We start from the raw sequence: 12,314 nt of genomic DNA, 5'->3' as shown, positions 1-12,314 counted from the left end.
TCCCCTTCAGATTGAACACTAAGGCTTGGCCGCAGGAGTTGCCTGCGCCTGGAGTTCGAGGTATTTCGTTGGCAGGATGAAGGTCCAGCCTTCGGCCTTCAGAAAGTCCAGGATGTCTGTGTAGTGCTTGAACCCTTCCTCGCTGAAGCCCAGCGGATGGAACTGGATGGCGGCGAGGTTGAGGGCAGGGCCGTCCTTCTTCTGGTAGTCTTCCTTGAACTTGGGGAAGTTTGGCTTGCTGGTGCCGTCATGTTCGCCGCGCAGGCTCATGGGCAGCAGCACCTTGCCCTTAAGCTGGGCGTTCACCACCGATCCGGGATAGCAGTAGATCAGCTTGAGTTCAGGAATCTCGTTGAGCGCCCGCGCGGTGTCGCCGTCCATGGCGTTGTAGGGGCTGCCAAAGATCGTGTAGGGACTGCCCGTGGCGGTTTTGAATGCGGCCTGCGCCTTCAGTAAATGATCTTTCTGGTGCTCCAGTCCGGAGCCGCCAAACTCGGAGAGCTTCTTGCCCGCTGCATCGGTCCAGCTCTTGTGATCCCAGCCGTGGTTCCAGAACTCCACCTTGCCGGAGTCCGCCCACTTTTTGATCCAGGCCACGTATTTTGGGTCCTGTGTGGCCAGCGACTCGGTGATGATGCCCAAAGAGACGACAATATCTCGCTCCTGGGACAGGGTGATGAAGCGGTCCCACTTGCCGTTCACACCCTTCACGTCGTCCGCCTTGACGATGGCGAGGCGCTGGCGGGCGGCGGGTTCGGCGGCAGAGACTGGCCGGGAAATGCCCAGCGTGGCCAAGAGGAGAAGGGCGGCGGAGAGAGGGCGAAGAAGCATGAGCCCTATGCGACGAAATTCCCCGCGATCTTTCAAGGTCAAAACGTTCTACCCCCTCTTCCGGGTGATTGAGTGGGGAACAGTTGTCACAAACTCCGCGAGCCCCACATACACTCTGTAGATATGAAAAAGTTCAAATTCGCAGCTCTCCTGGGCCTTCTGACCACCTTCACCGGTTTGTCTTCCCTGCACGCTGAAGGCTCCCTTCCCTTCGCCGTGAACGTGGGCGGCCAGGCCGCCACCTACAAGGCCGGTGAACCTTTTGCCAAATTGGAGAAACCCGTGGCTGCCAACGCCCCGCTCAGCGTTGCCGCCAAGGCGGACATGACCATCATCAACGTGCACAAACTGAAGGCTGACGGCACCACGGATGAAACGGCCCAGCCTGCCATCATCCTCCTCCAGGGCACAGACAAGGGTTCACTTGACCAAACCATGGACAAACAGAAGTTGCCAGCGGGCAAATACCTGCTCAGCATCACTGCGGGTGAGGCCACGGCGACCATCCAGTTTGAAATCCAGTAAAGCAAGATTTCCCCCAAACACCCATTGAATCAGTAATCCCATTCACACCCGCCAAAATCAAAATCATGAAAGCCATTGCTCTTATTGCCCTTATGACCACCCTTGCCACCGCTGCCGTGTCCGCTGACGACAAAGTGGGCTTCAAGAAAGACGACGTCGCCGGCACCGTGCTGGAGCGCCAGATCGGTCAGAAAGTGGAAATCCGCCTCAAGTCCGGCGACAAGATCTCCGGCAAAATCGAAGCGGTGGGCGGCCAAGCCCTGCACCTGTCCTCCATCACCGGCCAGGAGTTCTATGATGCCGTGGTCATCCTGGATGACATCAGCGCCATCGTGATCCGCACCGACCGCAAATAAGCGGAGCGCATCCCTTCTGACGGGCGGCGATCTGCAAAGGTTGCCGCCCGTTTTTCTACCAGCCCGCATCTCACCTTTGGTTGCCATGTTTCACCTCGATTTGTCCTTCTCTTCACGCCGCCAGTGGTGTGCGGCAGCCCTGTTCGCTCTTGCGGGTGGTGGCTTGCTGACCCCGGCGGGTGCCGCAGAAACGGCCGTGCCAGATGTGAAGACCGTGTTCACCGAACTGCTCGTCTGGGCGGACCGCGTGGCGGGGAAGGAGATGCAGTTCGACCATCCCCGGGATTCGCAGGCAGAGGCCTTCAAGGCCCTGGGGCGTGACGCCGCCGTAGTGTTGAAAGTTGCAGGAAATAAAGAAGGCCATCTGCTGGAGCTCGATGAGAAGCGCCGGGTCCTCACCCTGCGCACCGTTGCTCCATCCAATGAAGACCGCGGGATCGACGTTCATTTGTCCATTCATCCCTTTGCCGACCGCCAGCAGAAGTGGATGTACCCGCCCTCTGCCGGCGGGGAGGTGCCCACGCACCCGTTGGCTCTGGTGGCCGTGAGCACGTCGGACGCCGAGGGCGATGTGGAGACGCGCAGCTTCCAGCTCTATCAATACGGACGCATCGGGCGAAGGGTCGTGTTCTCGGCCGTGAAGGGGCTGGGCCCGTTCATGGACCAGGTGCCGGAGGCCGCCCTCTGCCTGCCCAAAGGAGAGTCAACGAAGCCGCTCATCGCGGCGGCGGATGCCGCGCGAAAACACGCGCTCGCCGAGGCGGGGCAGAGCTGGGATGAAGATTCGACTTTTAGCTCGCTGCGCAAGCGGCTGGCTCAAGAGGACCACGACCCGCAGTGGTCCCTGCATCGTGCACCCAAGGGGGACGGCATCCTCGTGCAGCCTTATTGGATCAATGACGGTGGCACGGACATGGCCCTGGAATGGGCCTCTCTGGGCGGAACCGCCACCCCGGCCCTCTTCAAGCCACTGACGGGGCTGGTTCGAGCCCTCTACTACGAGTGGGATACGGCCAAGGGCCAGTTCCTGCTCAAAGGCACCGCCCCACGGCCGGATGACGTGGAATTCCTCTTCATGGAGACCGGAGAGAAAGTGGAGTAGGCGCGGGACTATCGCACCTCCACCGCTCCGGCATCTGGCGCGGCTCCTTTGGAGGTGCCTTTCTCCGCACCGGGGAGGGGTTTCCCTTTCCAGTAGGTGCTCAGGTCCATGCCAGCATCCACGGCGGCACTGTCTGGAGCCGGAGTTTCTTGTTCATTCAGAGTGATGGGCACGCCGTAGCGGCTGCCCTTGTCCTTGGTGGTATCTCCTGGCCAGGGGCTGGCGTCTTTGCGAAGAGCCACATTGTGGGCACTGGTGAAGTCCACTGCGTTCCCCTTGTCAGGTTCATCCAGATAACCTTCCTTGGTCGCAAAAAGGTTGTTGAGGACGTGCCACTTGGGGATGCTGAAATCCCGCTTTCCCTTCTCCACATGCAGCGCCAGAGCCGGCTTCCGTCCTACAATGGTGTTGTGATAGATGTAGCCCTCCGCGGGGGAGGAATCCATGCTGAACCAGAAGTTAAAGGGAGAGCCGTCGATGAGTCGGTTGTGGTGAATGAACACAGGGCCAATGCGTGGGGCCTTGAAGCGGAATCCGCCGTGTGTGCGGCGCAGGGTGTTGTCCTTCACCTCCACCTCCACGCAGCCCACCCCGAGTTCGATGCCAGAGTCGCGGGTGTTTTCGATCACGTTGCCTGCGATCAAAGTGCCCTGTCCATGGGTTGCATCTGGCAGCGGATCATCCAGGGATTCCGCCTTGTAGTCGCCCAGGCAGATGCCGTCGAAGACACGGTCCAGACGATTGTTCAGGATGCGGTTGCCCACGCCGGCGCGGAACAGGTTGATACCCACGCGGTCATATTTGCCTACATCTTTGTGAATGCGCCAGATCTCATAGTTGGCGCGGTTGTGCTCCATACTGGGAGCCCACTCCTCCATCGCCCCGCGGGTGATTTCACATTGCTCCACCGTGCATTGACCCGCCGTGCCGGAGATGCCAATGCCAGTGTCTTCATACGAGCGGATACGGCAGCCTCTCACCACCGTGCGGTCTGCGCCTTCGCCAATGCTGATGCCGGTGGCACCGCCGATGAGTTCCAGGCTCTCGATGACCACTCCGGCCGCCCCTTTCACGGCAATGAGCGGTTTATCCTGGGCGACCATTGTCAACTGGGCCGTGGCGGGAGAGATGCCGTCCGGCAGACGCAGGTAGGCGCGCTTCTCTTTGGGATGCCAGATCCACAGTGCCTTGATTTCATTGAACCCACTTAGCGGGGGCCCTTTCTTCAGCAAGGTTTTCCAGTGCCAGTCCCCCGACTTTTGGGCCCGGTCAAAACGCAACTCGGCGATGAACTTGCCATCCAGCAGCAGTCCAGCCGGCTGGGTGGAGAGGGGGGCAGTCAGCACTCCAGGCAACTCCGCCCCGGCTGGCTGCCAGTCGGCCACCAGAGGCACCGTCCCCTCCAGAATTACCCCAGGTCCGCCTTTGATCGTGATGCGCTTGTCAATCACCAGCGTCTCCCGGTAGATCCCGGGCTTCAACATCAGGACATCCCCTTCCGCTGCTGAAGCCAGCGCCGCCTTGAGCAGTTGTGGGGTGCCAGTCGCGTCCGGTTTCACGGAGATCTCCGCCGCCTGCAGCGTCAGGCTGGCCAGGCTCAAGAGCAAACCCAAGGGGAGAACGGGATGAGTGGTGAGCTGGCGGAGCTGTGGTGACTGCATGGGGGAGCAATACGTCACCCGCAGCCCTGGCTCATCAGCCATTCTTCTTGTGCGGCTGCCTCCGCCACAGCCATGGCGGAACGGGTTTGGCGTCCTGCCAGATGCCTCGACGTGCTTTCCGGGCATCCGCCTCTGCAAGAGCCAGTTGGGCATCCTGACTGTACTGCACGTAGTGCCAGGCCATGCCTCGGAGGATCTGCTCATGATTCACCCAGAGATCCCCCACGTGAAGCTGACCCAGGGTGCGGCCGTACTTGTCCGTACCTGTGGCGTGGAGATGGGCCTCGCGCCCAAAGACGAGGGAGGACAGCGACTTCTTGGCGGCAGATCCATAGGGCTGACCGGCCTCTGGGGCGTCGATTCCCAGCAGCCGGATCTTCACTTCCGTTTTGTCAGGTGTCAGGATAGTGACCGTATCGCCATCGTGCACACGTACGACTGTTCCCCGTACACCCGCACCCGCCTGAGGCGTCTGGGCCGGGAGCAAGGTCAGCGGAAGCCACCACGCCAGAGCCACCGAGATGGCGACCGCGAAACAGCCAGAAGAAGAGAAGACGCGCACTCTCGCCCCGTGCCCTTGTTTGACAGAATCGTCAACTCCCTGATGGCTGAAGCCGATCCTCATGCGTGCCTGCGGGCATTCTCAGGGCGGATCCTGCGCCTCTCTCCTTTCCCGTTGCGGCGACCGCGGGGCTCGCTTACGGCAGGGGCATGTGGCCGCGCATCCGTCGAGTTCTCAAGCATCCCATCATGGTGATGGTGGTGCTCACCTTGCTGTGTCGTGGGGTGAAGAACGCCTACCCCTTCAACAGCTTCCCCATGTATGCGGACCCCAGTGAGTACCCCTCCAACTATCTGGTCGTGGCGGATGGGGCAGGGAATGCGCTGGACATCAAGAAGCACACCGGCCTGAGCTCGGCCAAGGTGAAAAAGATCTACACCGAGCGCCTCAACCGCACCTGCAAGAAAAAGGGGCTGGAGCCCGAGGAGGCCACGCCGGAGATTCGCAAGGAAGCCTTCGCAGAGACGATGCGCCAGCTCCGTGAGGCGGCGACCAAGCGGAAGCGCCCGCTGCCAGAAATGGTGCGCATCACAGACATGCTCATCTACCAGGAGGAAACCACCTTCCGGGAGGAGCCCCAGGTGCTGGGCGAGGGCTGATCCCTCCCTGCGTTGTCTGCCAATACCGTGTCTTTGACCTGATCCGATTCGTTCTATGGAGTCTAAAGCCTTCAGTCCAGTGCCAGTGTGTGCGAGGGAGTGGTTCCTCCTCCGTCTCTTCTTTGCCATGGCCGTCGTCTGGGGCCTCTGGGAGGCGCTGCCGTTTGCCCGGCAGGAGATGCCCAATGGCATCGCCTACTTCGTGGACCTTTCGTTCCTGGGTGGCCCGGAGGCCATGACCTGGTTCCGCCCCCTCGTGATCGTGGCGGCGGTGCTGTATGTGACCGGCTTTCTCAATCCGCTGGGAGTGGTCGTCCTGACCCTGGCGCACCTGGGGTACAACACGCTGCACAACTCCCAGGGCTTCACGTTTCATGGAAATAACATGATAGGTCTCATCCTCATCACCCAGTCTGTGGCAGAGCTGTTCTGGCTCGGTTGGCGGCTGGTGAAGGGGCGTCCGTTCACCTTTGCAGCGGGGCTCAGTGCGGCCTCCTACCAGCTCTATTTTTCCCAGTGCGCGGTGGCGGCGGTCTATGTCACCTCCGCCATCACGAAGCTGAGCAAGACCGAGGGGCTCTGGCTTTTCAAGAGCCACTACCTGGCCAAGGCCGTGGTGAAGACCCATCGTCAGCTCTACTATGACAATCCCAGCAAGGGCGTGTATGAGCCGGTCATTGGCATCGCCCAGTGGCTCGCGGAGCATCACATCATCACCCGGCTGGCATTTGGGGCCGGTTTCTTCCTCGAACTGTTCGCGTTTGTGGCGTTGTGGAACCGTGCCTGGGCGCTGTTCATCGGCACCAGTTTCATCGCCTTCCATTTTGGGGTGGAGCTGATCATGAAGCTGGACTTCCGGGTGAACCAGGTCATGTGCTTCATCTTCCTGGTGAATCTGCCCTTCTGGATCTCATGGATGACCGGCCTGGGGTCGAAATCCGGAAAAGGGTTGCCGCAGACGGCGGGCCGGTGAGCGAGCGCGTCCGGCGTCCCTCCGGGACGCGATGCTTCAACAACACTCGTTATCCGGTGGTTGCGGTCGCTACGCTCCCGTCACCACCGGCTACTTTCCTACGTCCCTCCGGGACGGAGTTGCTCACGCTGACGCCGCCAGCTTCTCAAGATCCGCGCGGGACGTCTCATACGTGGTGTGGTAGGCAAGGGCCGCGGGATCTGGTACCACGCCCTGGACTGCGCAGTATTCCTGATACAGCTCTGGCCACCAGTTCCGGTGCTCTGTCAGGCCCTGTTGCTGCCACTCACGCCAGCCGATGAGCACCTTGCTCCAGCAGTTGCTGCCGTATTCAATGGCCTGCTTCTGGTCGCCAAAAGCGCTCACATACCACTGCTTGCCAATCTGGGCATGGAGCACCTCATCTGCCCAGTCAAAATCCTGGAACGTCTCCGCCAGTGGATCGCCAGATTCCGATCCCACCTCCCACTCGAAGCGTTTGCCTGTCTTGGTCATGAGCCCCTGTTCGATGAAATAAAGCACTGCATGCCGCTCCCACGGCTGGAGCTGGGTGTTCAGCCCCAGGGACCACGTGAAGTTCACCATCACGCGGTGGGGCCAGTCGATGCCACGGGCGACAAAGCCGATCTCGCCCAGCATGGCGTGGCGCGCCTCGTCCCAGAGCTGACGCGTCATGTCACGGTAGTAACCCCAGGGCTTGTCCGGCGTCTCGGTGAGGATGCTGGCCATCATCTCCGGCACATCGATCTCACGCAGCCGCTTGTAGTACATCATGAGCGTCTTGTCCCGGGCAGAGTACTGGGGATCATAGAGGAACTCTTCCGCGTGCACGCCCATGTTGTAGGGATCGGGGAATCGCTCGTCCCGCTTCGGCGTCTTGTCGTAGGCCAGCTGCTTGTCGCTGTAGAGGGGAGGAATGGTGCACGGCTCTGGTGTCGCGGCTCCATCCAGACCGCCGGCCGCTGCCAGCAGCCCCTCCAGCAGGCGCTCCCAGTCCTTCATCTTTGCCTTGTCATCGGCAGACACCAGGCAGGGAAGCGCCTCCCGGCCCCAGTGGGTCATTTCCTCGATCTCCAGCAGGGCAAACCTCAGGATGCGCACGGTGGGGTGATCGGCCATGGGGTGAGTCTCCTCCCGGTGTCGCTGCATGGCCTTTTGCAGGGCTGGCAGGGCATGGTCGTAGAGGCCGGTGAGCATCTCCGCCGTCGTGGGTGCGTTCTGAATCTCGTCGAAGAAGGTCTTCAGAGCCGCATTCGGCACCTTCTCCAGACCCAGAGGTGGGGTGCGCATCTCGGCCACCCGTTCCCGCATGGCGGTGCAGTGCTCCGCACAGTAATGGGAGTGCAGGCTGTAGGTCATCTTCAGTTCGTACACCGGCTCAGCCGTCAACCGGGACTGCAGGATCTGCATGAGCCGTTTCAGCGTGTAATGATGGCGTTTGAGCCGATCCACCCCGGCCTCCACCGCGAGACCCGGCTCCACGGCCTTGGTGAAGTCGGTCACGCCCGCCAGCGGCGGCAGGTTGCGATAGGGGAGGTAGGAGGAGGCGAAATCGGCAGCCGGTTTCATGAGGCCATCCTACCGACACGGTCGAGTTCCCGCCACCCGCTGCTTGTCCGGTGCTCCCAGAATTTTGACCAATCAATGGCGCTTGAATTGACTTGTGGGGTAAATGGCTGGCAATGTGAATCGTTATGCGCGCCCGCCTGGAAGATGTGCAGTGGGGGCCGGACGAGTCTTTCCTCGTGCGGCGCTACGATCTTCCTCGCTTTGAGGTCCCCTGGCACTTTCACCCTGAGATCGAGCTCACCTGTATTGTGGAAGGGGAGGGCGACCGCTGTGTGGGCGATCACTTGGGGGCCTTCACGGCCGGTGATCTGGTCCTCCTGGGGCCTAATCTTCCTCACTACTGGCGCAGTGTGGAGGCGGGCGGGCGGGCTCAACGCGCCCAGGCCCTAGTGATCCACATGCGGTCCCATTCGCTGGGGCAGGGATTTCTGGACCTGCCTGAATGCCGGGATTGGAAACGCCTGTTGGAGACCTCTTCCCAGGGGCTCTGTTTTGATTCAGCTACATCACACCTGGTGCGGCCACTGCTGGACTCACTCTTGTCTGCCAGCGGCGCTCACCGCCTGCTGGCGCTACTGGAGGTCTTACAGGCTCTGGTGGCAGGAGAGGGTGACGCGGTACGTCTGGCAGGAGTAGGCTATCTGCCTGGCAATGACTCCCTGGCGGCTGACCGCATGCGCAAGGTGTACGATCATCTGTATGCGCACCTGGAAGAACCGCTGAGCCTTCCGGAGATCGCCCATGTGGCCGGGATGAGTGATGCCGCCTTCAGCCGATACTGCAAGAAAGTGACCGGTCGAACGCTCACTTGCCTGATCAACGAACTACGGGTGGCGAGAGCTTGTAAGGAACTGGTGGAGACTGCGCAGTCCGTTAGCGAAATCGCGTTTTTGACCGGTTTTCAGTCGCTCTCCAACTTCAATCGCGTTTTTGCGGATGCCAAACGCATGTCTCCCAGTCAATATCGTTCACGGCATCATCGGAACTAATATCAGCATAAAGTGTTGATTTTAAGCGTGTTAACCGATGAAAGGTGAAGGGCGCGGGTTCAGGGATCTCTCATTCGCGGCAATTCGGTGGCTGTGGAATGTCATTTTTAATTGTGTAATTATGGAAATTGTATATAATTTCCATCATGTCCTCCTCGTTGGCCATTGCCTCTCAACTATCCCATCCGGTGAACAGCCTGCTTCAGGAAAAGCTGGCCCGGATCGAGGCCACCTTGGTGGAAGCACGGTTGAGGGTCGTATCCACCTTTGACCGGGAGTTGTCCTCCGTACGCGGCTGGCTGCAGGCGCTGCAATCCTTTGACCCCACCCTGAACATGGAAACCAAGGTGAACCAGGACTCATCGGAGGAAGGCGCAGTGGATTTGCAGCATCTCATGGAAGCCGCTCCCGAACCTGCCACGAGCAACATTGTGGCCTTCAACAAAGGAGACTTCGCCACCCAGACGAACCCGGTGCCGGAGCCAGAGGTGGACCCAGGCCTTGCCAGGGCGACAGTCGAGGAACTGAATGAGGCACTCGAAGAGGCCTTTCGGGAAATGGAAGAAGAAGAGAAAGGGAAGTAGCAGGTTCAGGTCGCACCAAGGCGGAGCGCGAGCCCTCCGTCGCACCTGTGAAGGGATTCCCAATGGCGCTGCCATGCCTTTTGCCAGCGTCATCGTGGCCGCGATTCGCGAAGAATTCGTAGAGCGTTCACCTTTCCTTCACCGGGTGGTGCTTAATCCTTGGGCATGACGGATCTTTTGGAAATCTCCCGTGAACTGGCTGCCATTGCCCAGGCTGGCCTGACCTACACCAAGGATGCTTTCGATAGAGAGCGCTTTCTGCGGCTCCGACAGATAGCGGGTGAACTCCTCCAATCTCCTCTCCGACAACCGCAGTTCACATGGCCCGATGAGATCGGCTATCCCACTCCAAAACTCGACGTGCGGGGAGCCATCTTCCAGGGGGATCAGGTGCTCCTTATCAAGGAGATCGCGTCCAACTTGTGGACCTTGCCCGGCGGGTGGGCCGATGTGAATGAGAGCCCGGGTGAAAGTGTGGAACGTGAGTGTCTGGAAGAGACCGGCTATGTGGTGAAGGCCACTGCCCTGGTCTCCGTCATCGATCGGGATCGCGCCGGATATCCCAGGCACGCCAACACGATCTACAAGATGTTTTTCCTCTGCGAGATCATCGGCGGGAAGCCGGTTCCCAACCTGGAGAGCAGCCAGATTGAGTTCTTCAACATGGCTTCGCTTCCTGAGTTGGATCCACACCGTGCGGCGCGTCAGGACATTGAGCGGGCCTATTCATTCTACCGCCAGGGCGGAGGACCGGCCTATTTCAACTAGGCAGGAGAAACCGGCGTGGCGTGATTATTGCCTGAATCCCTCCCTGCTCATCCGATCTGTGATGCATGAGACAATCACGCTGGCCGGGCCGCAGTGCGGCGGCGTGCCACCAGGCAGAAGGGCGTGGTGGGGCGGAAGTTCAAATAGCCGATGCGCTGCACCTCCCAGGTGTCCGGCGATGCTGCCTCCAGCAAGGCCGTGACGCGCCCTGCTTCCTGCATGCCCCCATCGTGGCCGGGATACACCACCACGGTGAGCAGACCGTCTTCCGCCAGCAGATCCATCGCCTGCTGAATGGCGGAGAGTGTGGTCTCCACCAGGGTGATGCGGGCCTTGTCGCCTCCGGGCAGGTAGCCGAGGTTGAACATGCAAAGCCGCAACCTCTGATGCACCTCGGTCGGGAGGGCGGCAGTCAGAGTCTCGTGACCGGCCACATGCAGGGCGACGCGACTCATGTCCACGCCAGCTTCCCGCAGCCGGATTTCCGTCTGCTGGATCGCGTCAGCCTGAATATCGAAGGCAAAGACCTGTCCCTCTGGCAGCACCCGTTGCGCGAGGAAGAGCGTGTCATGGCCATTGCCCGCTGTCGCATCCACCACCAGATCGCCCGGCAGCAGACGTGTTTCCAGGATCGCATGCACCCAGCGCACGGCGGTGAGCAGGGGAGTGGAGTGGGGACGTTGGACGTTGGCCATGGACGTCCTCATGGGACACACAGTGGCGGGCGGTGTCAACCTGTCAGGGATGACTGCGCACATCCACTTCCGCGTCCAGTTCGCTGCCATCCAGCAGATGCTCCACCAGCAGCCGGGCCATGGTGGGCGAACGCAGCACCCCTTTGGACCCCAGCCCATTGAGCACGCAGACGCGTTCATGGGAAGGGTGGCGTCCCACCACGGCAGGGAGGCGTTTGATGATGGGGCGCACGCCGGCCTGGGCGGCTGTTATTTCATAGGGAGCCTTTAGCAGGCCCTCCAGCTTGCGCCTCACCTCGGCCACCGAGTCCTCGAGCGGACGGTTGAAATCAAACTCATACGTTGACCCTGCCCGCCAGGCTCCATCCGGGCGTCGCAGCATCCAGGCACCGCGATTGAGGATGCGGTGTTCCACCACGTCGGTACGCAGGGTTGCGATTACTCCGCGGGCGGCATCGAACTCGAGCCACGGGAAGAATCTCGATGAGCCTGACTCCTGCCAGCCCCGGCAGAAGACCACGTGGGAGAAATCCAGGCCCTGCCAGGTCACCCCTTCGGCAGTCACGGCCAGATCCTGGTCATCCACCTCGCCCGTCTGCACCCGTTGCTGCGCGGCAAAGAACGTGCGGCTGGTCTCCAGATACGCGGCCGTGTCCAGCCAGCCGGAGTGGCGTTGCTGGAAGCCGCCCAGTTCGCCGTGAAAGCTGGTCTCGTCCACCAGAGGAGCTGGCGGAGCCGGTTCCAGCCACGGCTGGAGTTCCGGCGCGGTGGACCGTGTCTCCCAGATCTTCAGTTCCCGCTCGTTCTTGAACAGCCGGACATGCGGGGCGGGATGATAGAACTTCAGGCCAAGGCGGGTCTCAATGTTTTCATAGAACCCGACCGCCTCCGGAGCCAGGGTGGCCATTCGCCAGCTCAGGTTCAGCCGCATGCCGGTGATGGGCGTCACCAGGCCGGCTGCCACCTTGGAACTCGTCTGCTCCGCCTGCGGATCCACGATGAGGAAGGGCACCTGCCGCTCCCAGAGACGCCAGGCCACAGCCGTGCCCGCCAGCCCCTGGCCGGCGATGAGAACGGGGCGCAGATCACTCACTCCCGGT

Annotated in this window: 14 protein-coding genes; 8 read left to right on the top strand and 6 right to left on the bottom strand. The window is 61.0% G+C overall.

Translation table 11 applies throughout. The features are described 5' to 3' along the window. Window positions 1-18: 18 nt before the first annotated feature. A complete protein-coding gene (locus BV034_RS31190; RefSeq protein ID WP_050030853.1) occupies window positions 19-831 on the bottom strand; it encodes a DUF2334 domain-containing protein in 813 nt (270 codons plus the stop codon). 123 nt (window positions 832-954) lie between these two features. Between BV034_RS31190 and BV034_RS31185 the strand changes: the two genes are divergently transcribed. From BV034_RS31185 to BV034_RS31175, 3 genes are all read left to right on the top strand, one after another. Next, a complete protein-coding gene (locus BV034_RS31185) occupies window positions 955-1,356 on the top strand; it encodes a hypothetical protein (RefSeq protein ID WP_050030852.1) in 402 nt (133 codons plus the stop codon). 65 nt (window positions 1,357-1,421) lie between these two features. Further along, complete coding sequence (locus tag BV034_RS31180) at window positions 1,422-1,712, top strand: hypothetical protein (RefSeq protein WP_265593674.1); 291 nt, start codon at window positions 1,422-1,424, stop codon at window positions 1,710-1,712. An 85-nt stretch (window positions 1,713-1,797) separates the two neighbouring features. Then, the gene (locus BV034_RS31175) at window positions 1,798-2,814 is read left to right on the top strand and encodes a hypothetical protein (RefSeq protein WP_050030850.1); all 1,017 of its coding nucleotides are present in this window, start codon (window positions 1,798-1,800) and stop codon (window positions 2,812-2,814) included. An 8-nt stretch (window positions 2,815-2,822) separates the two neighbouring features. Here BV034_RS31175 and BV034_RS31170 read toward each other — a convergent pair whose 3' ends face one another. Both BV034_RS31170 and BV034_RS31165 read right to left on the bottom strand, forming a co-directional pair. Next, on the bottom strand, window positions 2,823-4,517 hold the full coding sequence (locus BV034_RS31170; protein ID WP_265593673.1) for a right-handed parallel beta-helix repeat-containing protein: 1,695 nt from the start codon (window positions 4,515-4,517) through the stop codon (window positions 2,823-2,825). Beyond that, a complete protein-coding gene (locus BV034_RS31165) occupies window positions 4,510-5,037 on the bottom strand; it encodes a thermonuclease family protein (protein WP_265593672.1) in 528 nt (175 codons plus the stop codon). Before BV034_RS31165 ends, BV034_RS31170 begins: the two co-directional genes overlap by 8 nt. 149 nt (window positions 5,038-5,186) lie before the next feature. On the opposite strand from BV034_RS31165, the gene BV034_RS31160 reads away from it, so the two are divergent. Both BV034_RS31160 and BV034_RS31155 read left to right on the top strand, forming a co-directional pair. Beyond that, the gene (locus BV034_RS31160; protein WP_265593671.1) at window positions 5,187-5,636 is read left to right on the top strand and encodes a hypothetical protein; all 450 of its coding nucleotides are present in this window, start codon (window positions 5,187-5,189) and stop codon (window positions 5,634-5,636) included. A 55-nt stretch (window positions 5,637-5,691) separates the two neighbouring features. Beyond that, window positions 5,692-6,609 (top strand): hypothetical protein, encoded by a 918-nt coding sequence (locus BV034_RS31155; RefSeq protein WP_050030847.1) that lies wholly within the window; start codon window positions 5,692-5,694, stop codon window positions 6,607-6,609. A 123-nt stretch (window positions 6,610-6,732) separates the two neighbouring features. Here the strand turns inward: BV034_RS31155 and BV034_RS31150 are convergent, their stop codons facing one another. After that, a complete protein-coding gene (locus tag BV034_RS31150) occupies window positions 6,733-8,178 on the bottom strand; it encodes a hypothetical protein (RefSeq protein WP_050030846.1) in 1,446 nt (481 codons plus the stop codon). A gap of 125 nt (window positions 8,179-8,303) precedes the next feature. Here BV034_RS31150 and BV034_RS31145 point away from each other — a divergent pair, with 125 nt between their 5' ends. From BV034_RS31145 to BV034_RS31135, 3 genes are all read left to right on the top strand, one after another. Continuing rightward, window positions 8,304-9,167, top strand: coding sequence for a helix-turn-helix domain-containing protein (locus BV034_RS31145; protein ID WP_050030845.1), 864 nt, complete (start codon window positions 8,304-8,306; stop codon window positions 9,165-9,167). 146 nt (window positions 9,168-9,313) lie between these two features. Further along, window positions 9,314-9,751, top strand: coding sequence for a hypothetical protein (locus BV034_RS31140; RefSeq protein ID WP_050030844.1), 438 nt, complete (start codon window positions 9,314-9,316; stop codon window positions 9,749-9,751). A gap of 165 nt (window positions 9,752-9,916) precedes the next feature. Further along, window positions 9,917-10,519, top strand: coding sequence for an NUDIX hydrolase N-terminal domain-containing protein (locus BV034_RS31135; RefSeq protein WP_050030843.1), 603 nt, complete (start codon window positions 9,917-9,919; stop codon window positions 10,517-10,519). A gap of 74 nt (window positions 10,520-10,593) precedes the next feature. Here the strand turns inward: BV034_RS31135 and BV034_RS31130 are convergent, their stop codons facing one another. Beyond that, on the bottom strand, window positions 10,594-11,214 hold the full coding sequence (locus tag BV034_RS31130) for a class I SAM-dependent methyltransferase (protein ID WP_050030842.1): 621 nt from the start codon (window positions 11,212-11,214) through the stop codon (window positions 10,594-10,596). Window positions 11,215-11,257: 43 nt separating this feature from the next. Then, window positions 11,258-12,307, bottom strand: coding sequence for an FAD-dependent oxidoreductase (locus tag BV034_RS31125; RefSeq protein WP_050030841.1), 1,050 nt, complete (start codon window positions 12,305-12,307; stop codon window positions 11,258-11,260). Window positions 12,308-12,314: the final 7 nt, after the last annotated feature.

Source organism: Verrucomicrobium sp. BvORR034, from assembly GCF_000739635.1.
Classification (GTDB): Bacteria; Verrucomicrobiota; Verrucomicrobiia; order Verrucomicrobiales; family Verrucomicrobiaceae; genus Verrucomicrobium.
This window is presented reverse-complemented; position numbering and strand designations above follow the sequence as displayed.